This is a genomic window from Neobacillus sp. SuZ13 (genome assembly GCF_030123365.1).
GTDB lineage: Bacteria > Bacillota > Bacilli > Bacillales > Cytobacillaceae > Neobacillus.
On sequence record NZ_CP126107.1, the window covers coordinates 2639258 to 2657280 of the forward strand.

Annotated in this window: 19 protein-coding genes; 13 read left to right on the forward strand and 6 right to left on the reverse strand. The window is 35.2% G+C overall.

What is annotated here, in order from left to right; all coding sequences use genetic code 11:
* Nucleotides 1-264: 264 nt before the first annotated feature.
* The gene (locus QNH17_RS12735; protein WP_283879022.1) at nucleotides 265-633 is read right to left on the reverse strand and encodes a hypothetical protein; all 369 of its coding nucleotides are present in this window, start codon (nucleotides 631-633) and stop codon (nucleotides 265-267) included.
* Between the two features lie 360 nt (nucleotides 634-993).
* Between QNH17_RS12735 and QNH17_RS12740 the strand changes: the two genes are divergently transcribed.
* From QNH17_RS12740 to QNH17_RS12745, 3 genes are all read left to right on the forward strand, one after another.
* Nucleotides 994-1494, forward strand: coding sequence for a CBO0543 family protein (locus tag QNH17_RS12740; RefSeq protein WP_283879023.1), 501 nt, complete (start codon nucleotides 994-996; stop codon nucleotides 1492-1494).
* Between the two features lie 43 nt (nucleotides 1495-1537).
* Nucleotides 1538-1963 (forward strand): CBO0543 family protein, encoded by a 426-nt coding sequence (locus QNH17_RS30000; RefSeq protein ID WP_481858622.1) that lies wholly within the window; start codon nucleotides 1538-1540, stop codon nucleotides 1961-1963.
* 114 nt (nucleotides 1964-2077) lie between these two features.
* On the forward strand, nucleotides 2078-2254 hold the full coding sequence (locus QNH17_RS12745; protein WP_283879024.1) for a hypothetical protein: 177 nt from the start codon (nucleotides 2078-2080) through the stop codon (nucleotides 2252-2254).
* A 532-nt stretch (nucleotides 2255-2786) separates the two neighbouring features.
* On the opposite strand, the gene QNH17_RS12750 is transcribed toward QNH17_RS12745, so the two are convergent.
* A complete protein-coding gene (locus QNH17_RS12750) occupies nucleotides 2787-2999 on the reverse strand; it encodes a hypothetical protein (RefSeq protein ID WP_283879025.1) in 213 nt (70 codons plus the stop codon).
* 228 nt (nucleotides 3000-3227) lie between these two features.
* On the opposite strand from QNH17_RS12750, the gene QNH17_RS12755 reads away from it, so the two are divergent.
* The 3 genes from QNH17_RS12755 (at nucleotide 3228) to QNH17_RS12765 (ending at nucleotide 5776) form a co-directional block, all read left to right on the forward strand.
* Entirely contained in the window at nucleotides 3228-4430 is a 1203-nt protein-coding gene (locus QNH17_RS12755; RefSeq protein WP_283879026.1) for a macrolide family glycosyltransferase, read from the forward strand.
* Nucleotides 4431-4534: 104 nt separating this feature from the next.
* Nucleotides 4535-4804, forward strand: coding sequence for a zinc ribbon domain-containing protein (locus tag QNH17_RS12760; protein WP_283879027.1), 270 nt, complete (start codon nucleotides 4535-4537; stop codon nucleotides 4802-4804).
* Between the two features lie 120 nt (nucleotides 4805-4924).
* Nucleotides 4925-5776, forward strand: coding sequence for an alpha/beta fold hydrolase (locus tag QNH17_RS12765; protein ID WP_283879028.1), 852 nt, complete (start codon nucleotides 4925-4927; stop codon nucleotides 5774-5776).
* A gap of 125 nt (nucleotides 5777-5901) precedes the next feature.
* On the opposite strand, the gene QNH17_RS12770 is transcribed toward QNH17_RS12765, so the two are convergent.
* Entirely contained in the window at nucleotides 5902-6609 is a 708-nt protein-coding gene (locus tag QNH17_RS12770; RefSeq protein ID WP_283879029.1) for an SDR family oxidoreductase, read from the reverse strand.
* A gap of 747 nt (nucleotides 6610-7356) precedes the next feature.
* Nucleotides 7357-8580 carry an MFS transporter gene (locus QNH17_RS12775; protein ID WP_283879030.1) on the reverse strand — a complete coding sequence of 408 codons (1224 nt, stop codon included), beginning with the start codon at nucleotides 8578-8580 and terminating at the stop codon, nucleotides 7357-7359.
* A 173-nt stretch (nucleotides 8581-8753) separates the two neighbouring features.
* Here QNH17_RS12775 and QNH17_RS12780 point away from each other — a divergent pair, with 173 nt between their 5' ends.
* On the forward strand, nucleotides 8754-8966 hold the full coding sequence (locus QNH17_RS12780; RefSeq protein WP_283879031.1) for a hypothetical protein: 213 nt from the start codon (nucleotides 8754-8756) through the stop codon (nucleotides 8964-8966).
* Between the two features lie 84 nt (nucleotides 8967-9050).
* On the opposite strand, the gene QNH17_RS12785 is transcribed toward QNH17_RS12780, so the two are convergent.
* A complete protein-coding gene (locus QNH17_RS12785; RefSeq protein ID WP_283879032.1) occupies nucleotides 9051-9467 on the reverse strand; it encodes a MerR family transcriptional regulator in 417 nt (138 codons plus the stop codon).
* A gap of 297 nt (nucleotides 9468-9764) precedes the next feature.
* On the opposite strand from QNH17_RS12785, the gene QNH17_RS12790 reads away from it, so the two are divergent.
* Together QNH17_RS12790 and QNH17_RS12795 are read left to right on the forward strand one after the other, a co-directional pair.
* On the forward strand, nucleotides 9765-10805 hold the full coding sequence (locus QNH17_RS12790) for an NAD(P)-dependent alcohol dehydrogenase (protein ID WP_283879033.1): 1041 nt from the start codon (nucleotides 9765-9767) through the stop codon (nucleotides 10803-10805).
* A gap of 245 nt (nucleotides 10806-11050) precedes the next feature.
* Complete coding sequence (locus QNH17_RS12795; RefSeq protein ID WP_283879492.1) at nucleotides 11051-12130, forward strand: MBL fold metallo-hydrolase; 1080 nt, start codon at nucleotides 11051-11053, stop codon at nucleotides 12128-12130.
* Nucleotides 12131-12243: 113 nt separating this feature from the next.
* On the opposite strand, the gene QNH17_RS12800 is transcribed toward QNH17_RS12795, so the two are convergent.
* Nucleotides 12244-12876 carry a LysE family translocator gene (locus tag QNH17_RS12800; protein WP_283879034.1) on the reverse strand — a complete coding sequence of 211 codons (633 nt, stop codon included), beginning with the start codon at nucleotides 12874-12876 and terminating at the stop codon, nucleotides 12244-12246.
* 306 nt (nucleotides 12877-13182) lie between these two features.
* Here QNH17_RS12800 and QNH17_RS12805 point away from each other — a divergent pair, with 306 nt between their 5' ends.
* From QNH17_RS12805 to QNH17_RS12820, 4 genes are all read left to right on the forward strand, one after another.
* Nucleotides 13183-14391: an MFS transporter gene (locus tag QNH17_RS12805; protein ID WP_283879035.1), complete on the forward strand. Its 1209-nt coding sequence runs from the start codon at nucleotides 13183-13185 to the stop codon at nucleotides 14389-14391.
* Between the two features lie 121 nt (nucleotides 14392-14512).
* Nucleotides 14513-15040 carry a dihydrofolate reductase family protein gene (locus tag QNH17_RS12810; RefSeq protein ID WP_283879036.1) on the forward strand — a complete coding sequence of 176 codons (528 nt, stop codon included), beginning with the start codon at nucleotides 14513-14515 and terminating at the stop codon, nucleotides 15038-15040.
* A 367-nt stretch (nucleotides 15041-15407) separates the two neighbouring features.
* Complete coding sequence (locus tag QNH17_RS12815) at nucleotides 15408-16919, forward strand: spore germination protein (RefSeq protein WP_283879037.1); 1512 nt, start codon at nucleotides 15408-15410, stop codon at nucleotides 16917-16919.
* On the forward strand, nucleotides 16912-18021 hold the full coding sequence (locus QNH17_RS12820) for a Ger(x)C family spore germination protein (RefSeq protein ID WP_283879038.1): 1110 nt from the start codon (nucleotides 16912-16914) through the stop codon (nucleotides 18019-18021). The genes QNH17_RS12815 and QNH17_RS12820 overlap by 8 nt, the downstream gene beginning before the upstream one ends.
* Nucleotides 18022-18023 lie beyond the last annotated feature (2 nt).

Here is an 18023-nt window from a genome sequence, read left to right on the forward strand (position 1 = left end):
ATTCGAAAACCAACAAGTTAGGACCAATTATTTTGCAAAACACCCTTCAAGGATGCCACTTCGCTCAAAATAATAATTGAAATCCCTTTATTTCAACAGAAATAAACCTACAAATTAGTAAACAATTTGTAGGTCATTTTGCATTACATTTCTAATGCTTGCGATACACAACGTAGGCTTTAATGTTTTTACTTATTATTTTATTGTTAATTATGACTGTCTATTTCTTTTTAGATGGACACTATTAGAATTTTAACATAATAACTATCCATTATTTTTAACCACGACCCACAGGGAAACGTCTGAAGGTACATCAGAAGCATTATGAAGGATAACAATCATGGCATTTGGGTCACTTGGACCATTTTGTATCGAATAAATATTTGCAATGGGGGCACTCAAGTATCCTGCGCTAATTACCTGTTCATTTTTATGTGCTTCTAATCGAAAGTCCAGATATTCACCATTATTGATCCGGATGGCAGGTATCCACGTATAACGTTTAAACCCATGGCCAAGATCCTCTTCAATCGCATTTTTGCAAATCAAATCAATACGTTTCCTATACACCGAGTCATGAGATAGTTTCTCTCGATTTGTATAATGCAGCCATCCATTAACGGGTAAACTCATTCGGATCACTCCCAATCTATTAAATTAGTGGCAATTTCTAAAAACAGATTATCAGTCTTTATCTAATACATATTGAAAGAAATGGATGATATTCCAGAATTCGATGCAAAAAGCATGGTTATTCTTAATTTGACAAAAATTCCTTAAGAAAATAGTACCATATTAGTGATTAGTATAAAGTGTCTAATTTATAACAACATTTTAATTATTCAAATAAATTTTCGAAAAGGGGAACGTGCAACGTTTGTTCGGTACACATAGGTTATAACAATGGACATCTATATTTATATGTGAGGTGAAGTTAATAAAATTCAACGAAAAAAGCATACTAGCAGTAAAAACCATATTGGAGTGAGAAAATTGAATACGGATAGATGGATATTAGTGATGATCATAGTAACTTCTATTATATTTCTAATAAAATTTGTACCTCTTCAAAAGTTGAGAGATGCCGTAATTATATTTTTATCACTTCAAATGTTAACATGGCCATTGGGTCTAATTGCTGTAGAGAAGAAATGGATCGAATATCCTGTTCAATTATTACCAAATGAGAATCAAACTAATAAATCAAGTTTATTGTTTGAATATTTTTTATTCCCACTTTTAGCCATTCTTTTTAGTTTGTATTATCCTAAATACAAAAATAAAATGGTTATTGTTTTATACTATCTAATAATTACAGGTATATTTACTATTCTCGAGGTTGTGATTGAAAGGTACACGGATCTAGTACAATATCATACTTGGCGTTGGTACTGGACTTTTATATCGGTTTTGATTGTCTTATTTATCAACCATTCCTATTATTCATGGTATAAAAAAGAACTCGTGGCAGTAAGCAAAGTAAATTATGAGTAAAGAATTATTTGTTTTGATCATCTCGTGGACAGTAGCTATTGGAATGTTATGGTGGAAAATCCCAAGGAATAGGGTGAGGGAAGCACACCTTGTTTTCTTGTTTGCCCAAGCGATAGGATGGTTATACGTATTTATTCAAACTAAATTAGGGAATATAATCTTTCCATATCGTGAGTTTCCTTACGCATCTGATATGTTAATTTCTTTGCATTACATTATTTATCCAACTTTTAATGTCTTTTATATTTTGTGGTATCCAAAGAATAAGGGAAAATTTATACGAATAATCTATACCTTGATATTCATTGGAATACATCAAATGTACGAATACTTATTAGCTCGCTATACAGATTTAATCGAAAATAAGAACTGGCATTGGTCATACGGCTTACTGACAAAACTCATTATTTATTTCATCATTTTAAGATTTTACAAATGGTATAAAAAAGGATTAAAAACACCCGATTAAAATTTTAAAAAATTCACAAAAAAGATAGTTGAAATTTTCCGAAGGGACAGCACCCAATTGTAAATGGGTACTGTCCCTTTTTGTTACATTCAATCAATCAAAGGGTGGGTATTTGTGAAGAAAAAAATTGATGAGTATCAAATTTATGAAAAACACTACGAAGAAATTTATAACCAAGTTAAAAACGATCCGAATGCTCAGTCTTTAGGCATTCAGTTAAAAAAATTTGAGGCTCACAACTACAATAGGAGCGATTGTTCAATAAAAGCAGTCGCTTTGTTTTTCCGCTAACGGGGCAGGCTCAAGACCTGAAAAAGCACATGTCATAAGGTCGATGAGAGTACGGGTCAAATCCTAAAAAATCTTACGAGAAGTTCTGAAGGGGATTTTTCATGAAATCAGCTCTTATATCTTTCGGAAAAATGTCTAGAAAACGAGAAAATCACCCCGCGCGGTCGTGAGGGTGATTAATGAGGAATTGGAAACCAAATTTTACCCATACTAAATATAAAAATAAAATAATGTAGACGTAGTGAATTTATTTATAATTGGATTTTATTCCACAGAAATATAAACAGTGAGGGGGCAGAATTCCTGTAATCGTTGAAAATAAGTTTGAAGGTTGTGAAAGTATATACTGATAGGAACGAAAACTGTCAATACCCATTAGTGGTATGGAAACCAAAAGCAGATTGAACCGCCACAACTTCTTAAAGAAACGGTAGCTTTAGTAGAAGAAAGCCACTGATTTTTATTAGTGGCTTTTGTGTTTGTTTAATGGAGACCTCTTACAATTAACTATTTATTCAATTATGGCAGAATTCTAGTTACTTAATTCCATTAATACTTCGTGAACAATGTGTTGTTCAAAATCTTTTGGCTTATCCATTAGTATTCCTCTTCTTGAAGCGGATGCAATTATTAGTCCTAGTTCATAGTACATATTTTTAGAAACTAATCCTTTTGAAATCATTTTCTTCACTTCATAATAAAATTGAATCAAAAAATCACTTGGTAATTTTTCATACAAAGACAAATTTAAAACACCTACTATTCCTACTATACTAATAGGAATAATAGCAATTAAAACTCAAATTGAAAAGAGTTTTTCGCCAGATTCATTAAATTGTCATTTTATTTTACAATTACTTATAAGTTTGAGATTTTCAAGAAATGAACTATGATAAATTTAATCCCATTATTGAATAGACAAGAGTATAACTCTACTCATTCATAATATAGAATTAATTGAGGAGTGGTAGAAATGGCACGTGTTTTATTTATTAATGCCGGATCAGAAGGGCATATCAATCCAACGATTGGAGTTGTCCAAGAGCTTATTTCGCGCGGAGAAGAGGTCGTGTACTTTACGATAGAAGCTTTTCGAGAGCGACTGGAGAAGGCGGGAGCAACAGTCCGTACATTGGACGGTCAAAAATTTATAAAAGCCTTTATCTCGGGTGGTAGAAATTATTTACATGAAAGAATTAATGGTCTTCTACATACGGCAGATATTGTCATACCTAACGTTCTTGAACAGATTGAGGGAGAACATTTTGATTACATCATTCATGATTCCATGTTTGGTTGTGGACGTATACTTGCCCAAATCCTAAAGCTTCCGGCAATCAACTCTTGTACTTCCTTTGCGGAGACAAGGGAATCATTCGATAAACTGTTGGAACGGCTTTCTATAAATATTCCTACAGAAGTAATGAAAGAAATTAACGATGAGTATCAAAACCTGACAGCAATGATAAAGGAAAAATATGATGTCGAAATCAATTCTCCTTATGAAGTTTTTTGTAATCCAGCACCACTTACAATCGTGTATACAACTAGAGAGTTTCAACCTTCTGGAGAAGCATTCGACCAAACTTATAAATTTATAGGTCCATCTATTTCAACACGAGTGACTCAAGAAAATTTTGACCTTACAGCAATCAAGGGAAAAAGCCCCATTTATATTTCACTGGGTACGGTCTTTAACCGAGCCATTGAATTTTATAAACTTTGTTTTGCTGCATTTGAAAATAGCGATCATACGGTTGTCATGTCGATTGGGAAGCAAACCCTACTTAATGATTTAGGAGAGATCCCTCAAAACTTTATTGTAAAAGACTATGTTCCACAAACGGATGTGTTAAAACACAGTAAATTATTTGTCACACATGGTGGAATGAATAGTACTAATGAGGGTTTCTACTACGAGGTTCCGCTAATTGTAATCCCACAAAGTGCGGACCAGCCGATTATTGCGGGGCAAGTTGCCAATCTCGGAGCTGGTATTACATTACCAATGCAAGGCTTGAGTGCAAATCAACTACGTGAAGCGGCAGATCATGTGTTAAACGACCCATCTTTCCAAAAAGCTGTTTCAAATAAAAGAGAATCCATGCAGCAATCGGGTGGATATCACAAAGCGGTTGATGAGATTTTTGAATTTAAAAGTCAAAATGATATATAAATATCAAAAATGAAAAAATAGGATAGTTGTGCATCGGCTATCAGTATAAAATGGTAAATGCTATGATGACATATTCAAAATATAACAAAAACGGGGGAATAAAAATGGCAAAACCAAACCTTTGTCAAAGCTGTGGCATGCCCATGAAAGTTCCAAGTGAATATGGAACTGAAAAGGATGGAACACCGTCAGAAAAATTCTGTCACTATTGTTACCAAAATGGTAAATGGGTGCAGCCTGATTTAACATTCGATGAATTTTATGCATTCAGTTTGAAAAAGTTTCAGGAATCAGATATGAATCGGATTGAGAAATTTTTTCTCAATAAAATGTATACAAAAAAATTCTTAAAAAAATTAGAGCGCTGGCGCTAAAACATAAGAATTGTGCAGGCTCATTTTGTTTAGGCTTAGGGCAATTTTTGAAGAAGGGATTCTCGCTAGTTAATCGAATATTTAATTATCGGAATATTAAAAATCGAAGGTGGTGGTGTTATGTCTTCTCCTAAATCTAGGTTTGAAACGATTAATGGAATGGAAGTTCATTTTACAGAATGGGGAGATCCACAGAAACCAGCTGTGGTTTGTTGGCACGGATTAACTCGAAATGGGCGAGACTTTGATATTTTAGCCCGCCATTTATCCCAAAACTATTATATCCTTTGCCCGGATACAATTGGTCGAGGCTTGAGTCAATGGAGTTCGTCCCCTGAAAAGGATTATTGTTTTGAAACTTACAGTAACCTGGCGATTGAATTATTGGACCATTTAGGAATCGATCAAGTCCGATGGATAGGGACTTCAATGGGGGGAGCCATTGGAATGCGAATTGCTGGCACGCCTAATCATCAAAATCGGATTTCACATTTAGTGTTAAATGACATTGGCGCCGGTGCTTCTGAAAATGCTGTTCACGATATTGAAGGCATTAAACGAATTATTAGCTATGTAGGGGCTCCTCCACAATTTAAAACCTTTAGTGAATTAAAGAAGTATTACCAAACCATTTATACCACATTTGGTCTAGCGAATGAAGAGGAGTGGAATGATTTTACCCGATATTCAAGTAGAAGAAGAGATGAGGGTGGAATAAGTCCTGATTATGATCCAAACATCGCTTTGCAATTTCAGCATATAGAAGATTTAAACCTATGGAACTACTGGGAAGTGGTTCAATCTAAAATATTACTAATCCGAGGAGAAATTTCCGACGTTCTTCCTCTTGATGTTGCGGAAAAAATGAAGCAAAAACCAAACTGTCAAATGGTAACGGTTCCAAAACTTGGTCATGCCCCAGCTTTAAATACAAAAGAACAAATTACCATCATTGAGAATTTTCTTTTGTAAATGGTAATTTAATCTATTGAATTAGGGATGGGTACCAAGTATATGACTATGAAACTCATTCAAAAAGTTATAGAAAAAGCCGAACATCTTAATTGGAAATAGGATGTTCGGCTTTTTATCTTTTGCTACCAATCGATTCGTTTTCCATCTCTGAAGAATCCCCCGTTAGGTCCTTCAGGTCCAATTGTCGCTAACCAAAGGATAGACTCAGCAGCTTGCTTTGGAGTTCGTGGAGCCGATGGTCCACCCATATCTGAGCTTACCCATCCCGGATCGACAGCGTTTATTTTGATATCATCATTAATTTCTGCCGAGATTAATTGTGTCAGTCCATTCAAGACAAGCTTAGACAATTTATAAGCGCCTGCTCCAGGATAAGACATTTCACTCAACGCCCCATATTCCGAAGAAATATTAATAATTCTTCCATATCCTTGTTCTTCCATGAGTGGGATAAAGGAGCGGATGACATGGTAAGCACCGAAGAAATTCGTTGTCATCGTTCGCTCCAGAATGGAAGGGTCCATAGACACTAACTTTTTATTATCATCCAAATAGACCCCAGCATTATTAATCAATACGTCTAATCTTCCATACTGCTCATTTACTGTAATCGCAGCTTGACGAATGCTTTCTTGATTATCAACATCCATCACCACAAACGAAACATCCAGATGTGACTCTTTAAGCTTTTGGGTAGTTTCATGACCCATCTCTGGGTCCCGGCTTGCTAAAATAACCTTAAAATCTTTTAAAGCTAATTGCTTGACCAGCTCATATCCAATTCCTCGATTCCCACCGGTGACAAGTGCAACTTTTATATCCGATGACATTTTTAATCCTCCATTTCTCAGTAACTAATATTGGGCTAGAGCAGATTTTTTTACACCCTAAAAATCTCGAAGAGTAATCTATCACTTTTTCAGGTTTTCGAAGGGATTAGGTCATCATCGCCTCTATGATGACCACTATCTCAGGTTTTTCGAAAGGATTAGGTCATCATTGCCTTTATGATGACCACTTTCTCAGGTTTTTCGAAAGGATTGGGTCATCATCGCCTTTATGAAGACCACTTTCTCAGGTTTTTCTAAAGGATTAGGTCATCATTGCCTTTATGAAGACCACTTTCTCAGGTTTTCCAAAAGGATTAGGTCATCATCTCCTCTATGATTACCACTTTCTCAGATTTTCCGAAAGGATTAGGTCATCATCGCCTCTATGATGACCACTATCTTAGATTTTCCGAAAAGATTAGGTCATCATCGCCTTTATGATGACCACTTTCTCAGATTTTCCGAAAGGATTAGGTCATCATTGCCTCTATGATGACCACTTTCTCAGGTATTTCGAAAGGATTAGGTCATCATTGCCTCTATGATGACCACTTTCTCAGGTTTTTCGAAAGGATTAGGTCATCATTGCCTTTATGATGACCACTTTCTCAGGTTTTTCGAAAGGATTAGGTCATCATTGCCTCTATGATAACCACTTTCTCAGATTTTCCGAAAGGATTAGGTCATCATTGCCTTTATGATGACCATTTTCTCAGATTTTCCGAAAGGATTAGGTCATCATTGCCTTTATGATGATAAACAAGTTGAAGCTTTAATAGAAGGTTGTTTGGTAGGACTATAAATATAGTTTCTTAGTAAAATAGTTACCAAACTTAGTATCAATGATAGGATTCCCACAAATACGACGTATGGTGTACCCATTTCTGAAATAAATAACCCGCCTACCGCTGCACCAATGGTTGTTCCTACGTTACAAGATGAGATAAATAAACCATTGGCGAAATCAGGCGCTTCAGGAGCCGCAGATATAATCCAATATTGATTTATATTACCACCTATCCCTCCTAAAATACCCCAAAATAGGGTAATGAAGGCCATAGGTAAGGTAAACTGTCCAAATAAGAATAATAGGATGTAAACGATACCTAATACAAAAGGAAAAGATGCGACTAATTTGTTTGCATTTTTAGTAAGTAATTTCCCTGCCACAATGTTTCCAATAATATTGGCTCCACCGAATATGAACAGCATCAAACTAATTGTATTCGAAGACATATTGGTAACAGTTTTTAAATACTCAGCAAAATAGCTATAAACTCCAAATACGGCAGAGTTTAATAAAATGACTGTAACTATGGAAAGCCATGTAATAGATTTTTTTAATACTGATAATTGTGCTCCAGAAGAAAGTCGTTCCTTAACAGGCATCGATGGTACAAATAGTAACGTAGCAATGAATACAATAGCATTAACAATAGCAAAGAATGCCATCGCCATTTCAAACGAAACGGCACTCGCGATAAAACTTGCGATTGGTACACCGACTACCATACCGGCTGATACTCCTATGAATACTTTAGAAACAGCCTTTGGAGCTTCCTCTTTACTTACTGAAGAAGCAGCAACTGTAAAGGCCAAGGAACAATAAATAGGATGAAAAAAGGCTGGAATAATCCGAGCAATTAATAGAATAGTAAAGTTAGATGTAAAGATGGATACGATGTTCCCCAAAATGAAAACACCTAGTACCAGTAACATGACCTTCTTCCGATTTATACCGGAAAACAATAACGGCATCGTTGGACCGGATACTGCAACAACAAGGGCAAACAGGCTCACCAGCCATCCTGCTTTTGATATGCTGACATGAAAGTGTTCAGCAATGGCAGGTAATATCCCAATAACCCCCATTTCAGTATTTAAGATGCCAAATACTCCTATAGCCATTATGAAAATTAACAAATTACTCTTTTTAGTTAAAAAAACATATCCAGTCTTAAATAAAGACATGTTTATTACCTCCCGTAATTTGGCTTATGTACGGGAGTAAGTATAAACGCTAGAGTTAACTCTATATCAAGGATGAAATTTTATGTAAAAAAATGTAAGAACTTTCTCATTGACCTATCGTTTAATCTAGGTTGTAAAGTCTTTTGGAATGATGTCACAAGGAGGAAATGTGCATGGCAAAGGGGATAACGCGAAAATACCGGTTCTTACGGACAAAACTCGTCAAGCGATCGGGGAAAGTGTCCGCAAAACCGGTTCTTACGGACAAAACCCGCCAAGCGACAGAGGAAAGTGTCCGCAATACCGGTTCTTACGGACAAAACCCGCCAAGCGATAGAGCGAATTGTCCGCAAAACCGGTTCTTACGGACAAAGCTTGCCAAGTGACAAAGTGAAATGTCCGTAATACTGTCTGCTTCTGAATTTTGATACTTGATAATAAGAAAAGCAACAATCTTTTAGAAAAGAGCCTTAATCAATAGTAGAAATTTCTATTTTATCATTTTTGTGAATATCTTCCGTTCCAGCATCCAATGCAGTCTTGTAATATAAGCATTTATGCTCGATGACTTCCATTGTTTTTTTCAGTTCTTCCATTTGTGCTTCTACATTCGCTTTTCGCTCCATAAACATGTCATATCTTTGTTGCAAAGTGGAATCCCCATCAGAACACCAATCGATGAAATTTTTAATTTCCTTAATAGGCATTCCTGTCGATTTTAGACATTCAATTACTTTTAAAGCGCCGATATCGGATTCTTTAAACATTCGAATTCCGCTAGGTGTGCGTTCTACAAAAGGAATAAGTCCCTCCTTGTCGTAGTAACGCAAGGTATATACTGTAAGATTTAATTCCTTTGCAACCTCGCTGATAGAATAAGTCTTCATCTTGTATCTCCCATCCTAATTGATATAGACTTCGAGTTAACTCTATGATAGAGAGGATTTTAACACGCTGAATGCTTAATGTCAAAGCTGTCACGTAAACATAAAAAGGCAAAACAGAAATCAAAAGCTCAAAACTTTATCCGCAAAATACTTGACCTAGAGTTAACTCTAAGGATTAATATTGTTCTGCAAGAGAGAAAAGTAGGGTAAATATGATTGATGGGGAATTTGAACCTGAGTTAAACCCGTTAAAAGTACATTCTCTTGAAAAAATATAAATTATTGGAGGTTTTATTAATGATTACTGCTAAAGCACGAGCTGTCGATGGCCCAGACAAACTGTTTCGAGCGGCTGAAATTAAAAGACGCGATCTTGATTTACATGATGTTCTGATTGAAATTAAATATGCAGGGATATGCCATTCTGACATCCATACTGCTCACGGCGAATGGGGTCCCGTAAACTATCCCCTCGTGCCTGGACACGAGATCGCTGGAATTGTCACGGAAGTAGGAACAGAGGTCACAAAGTACAAGGTCGGTGATCGGGTAGGGGTCGGATGTATGGTTGATTCCTGTGGCGATTGCGAGAACTGCCGTAAAGGAGAAGAACAATACTGTCTGAACGGAAATGTCCCTACATACGCTGGTGTTGACAAGTACGGCGAGCCTACTCAAGGTGGGTATTCTACACACATAGTCGTCACTGAGGACTTCGTGGTCAGAATTCCTGATAGCATTGGGCTTGACGCTGCCGCACCATTACTTTGCGCAGGTATTACGACATTTTCACCACTAAACCATTGGGGAGCAGGACCAGGTAAGAAAGTAGCGGTCGTTGGTATGGGTGGTCTTGGTCATATGGCAGTCAAAATTGCACATGCCATGGGTGCCGAGGTTACCGTTTTGTCTCAATCATTAAAGAAAATGGACGATGGCTTGCAATTCGGCGCAGCTAACTACTATGCCACAAGTGACCCAGAAACATTCGAGAAACTTGCCGGAGCCTTTGACTTAATTATTAACACGGTAAGTGCAAAAATCGATATTAATGCTTATTTCGCCCTACTCACTCTTGACGGTACGTTGGTTAATGTCGGTGCACCAGCGGAGCCGTTGTCAGTTAATGTATTCTCACTCATCGGTCATCGTCGTTCATTTGCGGGTTCAATGATTGGAGGCATCCGTGAGACTCAGGAAATGTTGGAGTTCTGTGCAAAACATAACATTGTTCCTAAGATTGAAGTAATTTCCGCAGACCAAATTGATGAAGCCTACAAACGTGTATTAGCTTCAGCTGTGAAGTATCGATTTGTAATTGACATTAGTACAATGTAAGTTGTGTAAACGATAGGATGTCCAAAAAGCCTAGCTTCTTGGACATCCTTTTATATATTTAGCTTAAAATTTAACTTATACTGTACTTATGAAGAAATACCAATAATAGCAAACTAGGAGAAGAATCCCAAGCCATGTATCGAAAGGAGGGATTTAGTATTTTAAATACAAAAAAAATTCCTGCCTCACAAAAAACGGCCGGAGGTTTTGCACCAAAAGGTAAGTACATAATAATGAAAAAAATAATGATTTTTTTATTGGTTACTTTAGTTTTAATAGGAGCTGTTATTTCATTGTATATAAACTTGCATCCAGTATTCGGTAGAAACCCCAGTAACGAACAAAAAGAGGTATATAAAACGTTTGATAATTATGTGAACGGGAAATTTGTTTACCAGTCACCACCAAAATCCACTATTACATCCACGTTTAAGAACTCTAAATCAAGTAGTAAAGACCGAAGACCTGTTGAAATTCCTGTATCCGAGATTGATTGGAACAAAATTAATAATAAAGAAGATAGTCTAACTTGGTTTGGGCATTCTGCTTTTTTACTTAGCATCGATAATAAAAAGATACTCATAGATCCGATGCTTGGCCGTATTGCTTCACCTGTTTCCTTTGTAGGACCTACACGCTACAGCGAGGATATGTTGGATATTATTGAAGATATGCCGCCAATTGATGCTGTCTTTATTACTCATGATCATTATGATCACTTAGATTATCCTTCCATCCGGAAACTAAAGAGCAAGGTTGGTCATTTCTTTGTTCCTTACGGTGTAAGTAATCATTTGATCCGATGGGGAGTGGAAAAAGAAAAAATTACAGAACTCAACTGGTGGGAGGACACTTCATTCCAAGGTTTAAACATTGCCTTGACACCATCCAAGCATTTTTCTGGAAGGGGGATTTTTAATCGAAATTCAACCCTTTGGGGTGGTTGGGTTATTGTTGGAAAACAGACCCGTTTCTATACCAGCGGAGATGGGGGCTATGATGCGCATTTTAAAGAAATTGGAGAAAAATATGGTCCTTTCGATATCGCCTTAATCGAAGGCGGCCAATATGATAGACGCTGGTCTTGGGCTCATATGTTTCCAGAAGAATCTGTACAGGCTAATATAGATGTAAAAGGAAAAAATATGATGTTAATGCATTGGGGAGCTTTTACCCTTGCGAATCATGGATGGTCAGAACCTATAGAACGAGCGTTAAAAGAGGCAAAGAAAAATGATGTGAATCTCATCGCTCCTAGAATTGGTGAAACTGTTCCTTTAATAGAATCGTTATCTACTCCTGTTACATCATGGTGGGAAATATAAAAGGGGATTTTTCAAGTAATTCTTTATCCAATTTAATAAAGGCCTAATAAATTTTCGAAGAAAAGACCCTTAGATTTAAGAAAATCAAGGGTCTAACCGTAAATTAGAATCACCTAATTGTGAGCTTTTTCAAGAAATAGTCTTATACCAAAACCTATCAGTATGGTTCCCGTGAGTCCTTCAATAATATTTTGTGTTTTAGGTTTTTTCATAAAAGCACTAATATGATTAATTAAATAGACATAGAGCACAGACCATAGGGCAGTCATTACCGTATAAGTGGTACCCATGATCACAAACGGTAAAAACGAAGTGTTTCCATGGTCAACAAATTGAGGGAAAAAGGTTAAGAAAAGAACCGCAATTTTGGGGTTGAGGAGATTTGTAAGGAACCCTTGTTTAAAACAAGAGGTGCTTGCAACTTTCCTTTGTGTATTCATCTCAACGCTTGCTGCTACTTCTTTGTTCTTTAAAGACCATAATGTCTTAACACCCATATAAATTAGGTAAGCAGCCCCTACATATTTAAAGACAGAAAATAATAACGCTGATTTCATAATGATGGCTGAAAGTCCTAATACAGCAGCAGATGTATGGATAAAAAGGGCACAACAAATACCTAAAAGTGTTTTAAGACCCCCGACTTTCCCCGCGGTGATCGTATTTTTTGTAGTAATTGCAGTGTCGGGACCGGGTAAAATGATAAAAAAAATACACATAAGAACAAACATATAAAAGTTTTCCAATTTAGGATCTCCTTTCAGCTTTAGATAAGGTTTGAATATAATTCTTAAAAATAATTATATATAAAGCTGGAGATTAATTGAAGATTAAACTTTTTTGGATGCTTAGCTCCGAACCTGTTTTGAATATTTTTTAGTAAGTGTTTGAAATTTACTAAAATACATATAATCATTTATTAGAAAAAATTTTGAGATAAATCTACATCCCCCAGGTTTATCCGATATTGAAAGGAGATAGGCCTTAAATGAACAGTCCGATTTAAGATCTCCCAATAATCAAGATTAATTTGAAATATTGGGGGATGTAGAATGAAATTGAATAAAAATTTTACTTTGTTACTGTTAGGTCATTCGTTCGCAAATATGGGCGATGTCCTATATATCGTTAGTGTTATTAGTGTGATATTTAACTTAACAGATTCTGCAACAGTATCATCATTCGTTCCATTTACGATTACTTCATCTATGTTTGTTTCCAGCATGTTAACTCCTCTTTTAGTTGGAAAAGTGAATTTAAAATGGTTAATGGCTTGGTCACAAATCGGAAAGACCATTCTGCTTGTTATTTTGGGTTTGATGATAGTTGGTATTACAGCATCTAATTATTATTTAATCTTTTTAATAATTGGTTTGATTGCGATTCTTGACGGTTGTGCAAATCCCATAAGACAAACATTAATTCCATACTATGTAAACCCTATTGATTTAATAAAAGCTAATGGAATTGCTGAAACAGTGACTCAAATCATTCAAGCAGTAATGTGGTTCGTGGGTAGTCTGTTTTTAATAGTATTAAGTCCGCAACAACTCATTTGGCTCGTTGGATGTTTGTTCGTAATATCAAGTGTTTTGCTAAGTTTATTAGAAACTGTAAGTCATACTTCATCGGAGCAAAAAGGGAAATTAGAACAACTTAAAGAGGGATGGAAAACTTTATTAATTACACCTGTGTTGAAAAGAATTGCTTTGATCGACACTTTAGAAACCATTGCAGGGACGGTATGGATTGCGGCTATTTTATATGTTTTCGTGAACGATGCTTTACACGTTGATGAAAAATGGTGGGGTTTTATCAATGGTGCTTTCTTTCTAGGCTTAATCATAGGAAGCATTTTTTGTATTAAATATTCTAGTTTTGTGGAAAAGAACCTGGGTACTTTTATTTTTGTTGGTTCATTCACGTGTTTCTTAGTCACCATATTTTTTAGCCTAAATAGTAATCCGCTCATGGCCTTATGTCTATCGCTCTTTATGGGGCTTTTTGGGCAAATCAAATACATTCCTCAACAAACGGTCATACAAACTAGTGTTACCAAAGAGGAGTTGTCCACTGTTTATACCTCATTAAGTGCGATTGGAACGGGGATGTTTGGGGCTGGTTCTTTGGCAATGGGGATATTAGCAGACTTGTTTGGGGTAAGAAGTGTATTCATTTTATCTGGGATAATGATTGCTTTGGCAAGTACAATTGTTTATAAATACAAACAACTGTTTGTTAGAAAGTTATTCCAAAAATAGCGTTGTGAAGGAAGGATTGTAATTAATAAAATCCTTCCTTTTAATGTTTGGAGTAGTTTGTGAAAATTAAGGAAAAGGGGAGTTTACTTAAATAAAAACAAACAAAGGAAGGGAGATTCACGTGAAAAAAGAGCGTAACATTATTTTATACATAGGCACTTCAATTGATGGCTATATTGCAAATGAGGATGGTACATTAGAATGGTTAGAATCAACAGAAGTAGAGGGAGATTCTGGCTACAATTCACTCCTTGAAAGAATAGACACTGTAGTTATGGGAAAAGGAACCTATGATGTCGTTCGTGGATTTGATATGGACTACCCTTATAGCACTTATAAGAATTATGTATTTTCAAAATCTGTTAGTGGATCAGATGAATACGCTACCTTTATTGATGAAGAGGCCAAAACGTTTATTAATAATCTAAAACAAAAGCCTGGTAAAGATATATGGTTAATTGGTGGAGGAAAGTTAGCTCGTGAATTTTTTAAAGATAATTTAATTGATGAAATTCAATTAGGTATTGCACCTATTATTTTAGGGAAAGGGATCACCCTATATACGGGGGATGACATTACTCAAAACTACACATTAACGAAAGTAGAAAAATTAGGTCAACTGGCAATGCTTCATTATATGAAAAAATAATTTTCATTTTCCCCCTTTTTGCAGTGACGTTTAAAATTTTCACACCCTTTGATGTTTTTACTAGTGGTAAAAAAGTAGATCAGGAGGGTGTCGCAATGATTATTAGAATTGCGCTAATGCCCATGCAAAGCTTCATTTAAAAAAACAAATCAATAAGTAAGAAAAAACTAACCGGAAAATTTCCGATTAGTTTTTTGTCGTTAAAAAATAAAAGTAAAAAAGATACATTGGGAATTAAAAATAAATGCTGGGGCAAATTAATGATTGGGAGTTTTATAAAAAAAGTGTGATTTTTTATTCTTAAAAGAGTTCATGGGTTTTATACGACAATTTTAAAGAATATATAAGATCAATTTAGGTGATATAAATGCCTTTCAAGTTTTTCCAAGAATTTAAAAATAATCAGAAGTCAGAGAACGAGACAAAGTCAATAAAAACGATTTTTGAACAAGCTGCTAAATCGAGTGATTTTCATCAATTTTTACTATCTGAAGAACTGGATATTACAATTAGTTACTATAAAAGTATGGTGGATCCAAAGAAAATAAATAACCTTCTTCTTCCAGCAATTCAAGAACATAGTGAGAAAATTAGGGGAATTAATGACATAAAAAAGTTTATTCCTTTTGAGGATCTTTTAGTTACAACTAATCCATTAGATGTAGAAGAAAAATTAATTAAAGGATATGTTATTGTTCAATTAAAAGATTCCAACCAACATTTTTTAACGATAAATATTGAAAATGCCAATCTTGGTTATCGAGAGAATAATGATACAGAAAATGAATTTAGTGTTATCGGCCCAAAAGTTGGATTTGTAGAAAACATAGGTATTAATATTCATTTGTTAAGAAAGCAAATAGCTGTTCCAGAGTTAGTTTTTGAAGAAATAAAAATTGGTTCAATGTCTAAAACTGAAGTAGTCATTGCGTATTTAGATGGAATTACCAATCCAGAATATATTCAAACTGTTCGACAACGATTAAAGGATATTGACTTTGATGTTATTTTCGATAATTCCCAAATTGATCAAATTATTTCAGATAACTCAAATACTCCCTTTCCTGTTTTTTTATCCACTGAGCGGATTGACAGGGTTATATATGCAATGGTTATGGGGCAAGTTGCAATCATGTCGAATGGATCCCCTTACATTATTACAGGGCCAATAACTATATTAGATTTTTTCATTTCTCCCGAGGATTATTATCTTAATTGGGTACTGGGGTCATTTTTTCGTATCATTCGCATTTTTAGTGTTATATTCTCGTTGTTTGCTACACCTTTATATGTAGCAATTTTAACTTTTCATTATGAAGTCGTACCTGATGATTTATTGCAACCCCTTATTAGTTCTAGGGCTCATGTTCCATTTCCTCCGGTTTGGGAAGCTATTTTTTTGGAAATTACCATTGAATTGTTGAGGGAGGCGGGGGCACGCTTGCCGACTAAAATTGGGCAAACACTTGGTATTGTAGGTGGTATTGTTATCGGTCAGGCCTCTGTCCAAGCTGCTCTAACAAGTAATGTTTTACTTATTATTGTTTCATTATCTGCACTTGCTTCTTTCACTACTCCTATATTTAAAATGTCAAATGCAATTCGTCTCATCCGGTTTCCGCTAATTTTACTTGCAGCATTTTTGGGCGGGTTTGGAATTATAATAGGATTTGTTCTGCTGGTAGGACATTTATTAAAACTTAAATCCTTAGGGAATCCATATATGGTCCCTCTATTTCCTTTTAGAATAAAGAACTTTCGAGACAGTTTTATTCGATCACCATATCAGTTTACAACAACACGAAGCAGATTTTTAAGACCTCTTTCACTTAAAAGATATACACCAAATCAAGATAAGGATGATATTAATAATGAATAGTCAAAAGCGAAAAAATATAAGGTATTTTTGTGCTCTTTTGACTCTCATTTTGATTATTCCTGGCTGCTCATATCCACGGCAAAAAATTATAGATGATGTGCAACTTCCTAAAGTATTAGGTTTTGACAAAGTGGATAACCAGTATGTTGGAACGGTACTTTATTCTGATTATACGGGAGATGAAAAAAAAGATGGGAGCTCTATTCTACAGGGGAAAGGAAAGAAATCCTATTTAATAAAACAATCTATAAATGCACAATCTCCTAAACCTCTAGAAATTGGAAAGTTGAACCTTTTAATCTTTGGTAAAGAATTAGCTGAAAATGGGGTGTCTTATTTTGTTAAGACTGTTTGCAGGGATCCTTTGATTGGAAGCAATATGTTAGTGGCTGTTTCAGAAGAACCAGCAGGAGAAATATTAATGAAAAATAAAGATAAAAACAGCGACTATCCTTATAAAATGATTGAACAGAATTATCGAACTCAAAATGTACCAATTCCAACTTTGCAAAGTTTTTTATTTGATTTCTATGGAGAGGGAAGAGACCCCTCCCTACCTTTTTTAAAGATAAATCAAAAGGGGAACATTGAGGTAAACAGGCTAGCAGTGTTAAAAAACGACAAACTGGGACTTATCTTAAATCAAAAAGAAAGCTTTCTATATAAAATTTTGAGAGGAAGAGTTATTAGTGGACAAACAGATTTTAAAATACATAAGGGGCAGTCGGGGGATTCTGTAATTTTAGCAATTTTATATGGAAAAAACAAAAAATCAATTATTATCAAAGATTCGAAATCAAAGGTAACACTCAATATAACACTTAATGGAATGGTAAAGGATTTTCCAGATTGGCTAGATTTAAGGAAAAGACAAAATAACATATTATTAAAAAAGCAATTGGAAAAACAAATGAAAAAGGATTTTGAAAAGCTATTCGTAAAACTTCAAAAGCATCAAGTCGATCCTTTAGGTATAGGTGACTTAGCAAGAGCAAATTCACAAAAATGGAACGAAAAGGAGTTTTATGAAAAGGTGTACCCAACTATTTCATTGGATATAAATTTAAAAATAGAACTATCTCAAGCAGGGATTGGTGAATAAAA

Bases quoted from the DNA above. Each gene is read 5' to 3' on its own strand.
- QNH17_RS12735 (WP_283879022.1), bottom strand. From the start codon at position 633: ATGAGTTTACCCGTTAATGGATGGCTGCATTATACAAATCGAGAGAAA.
- QNH17_RS30000 (WP_481858622.1), top strand. From the start codon at position 1,538: ATGTTATGGTGGAAAATCCCAAGGAATAGGGTGAGGGAAGCACACCTT.
- QNH17_RS12755 (WP_283879026.1), top strand. From the start codon at position 3,228: ATGGCACGTGTTTTATTTATTAATGCCGGATCAGAAGGGCATATCAAT.
- QNH17_RS12760 (WP_283879027.1), top strand. From the start codon at position 4,535: ATGGCAAAACCAAACCTTTGTCAAAGCTGTGGCATGCCCATGAAAGTT.
- QNH17_RS12765 (WP_283879028.1), top strand. From the start codon at position 4,925: ATGTCTTCTCCTAAATCTAGGTTTGAAACGATTAATGGAATGGAAGTT.
- QNH17_RS12770 (WP_283879029.1), bottom strand. From the start codon at position 6,609: ATGTCATCGGATATAAAAGTTGCACTTGTCACCGGTGGGAATCGAGGA.
- QNH17_RS12775 (WP_283879030.1), bottom strand. From the start codon at position 8,580: ATGTCTTTATTTAAGACTGGATATGTTTTTTTAACTAAAAAGAGTAAT.
- QNH17_RS12780 (WP_283879031.1), top strand. From the start codon at position 8,754: ATGGCAAAGGGGATAACGCGAAAATACCGGTTCTTACGGACAAAACTC.
- QNH17_RS12785 (WP_283879032.1), bottom strand. From the start codon at position 9,467: ATGAAGACTTATTCTATCAGCGAGGTTGCAAAGGAATTAAATCTTACA.
- QNH17_RS12790 (WP_283879033.1), top strand. From the start codon at position 9,765: ATGATTACTGCTAAAGCACGAGCTGTCGATGGCCCAGACAAACTGTTT.
- QNH17_RS12795 (WP_283879492.1), top strand. From the start codon at position 11,051: ATGATTTTTTTATTGGTTACTTTAGTTTTAATAGGAGCTGTTATTTCA.
- QNH17_RS12805 (WP_283879035.1), top strand. From the start codon at position 13,183: ATGAAATTGAATAAAAATTTTACTTTGTTACTGTTAGGTCATTCGTTC.
- QNH17_RS12815 (WP_283879037.1), top strand. From the start codon at position 15,408: ATGCCTTTCAAGTTTTTCCAAGAATTTAAAAATAATCAGAAGTCAGAG.
- QNH17_RS12820 (WP_283879038.1), top strand. From the start codon at position 16,912: ATGAATAGTCAAAAGCGAAAAAATATAAGGTATTTTTGTGCTCTTTTG.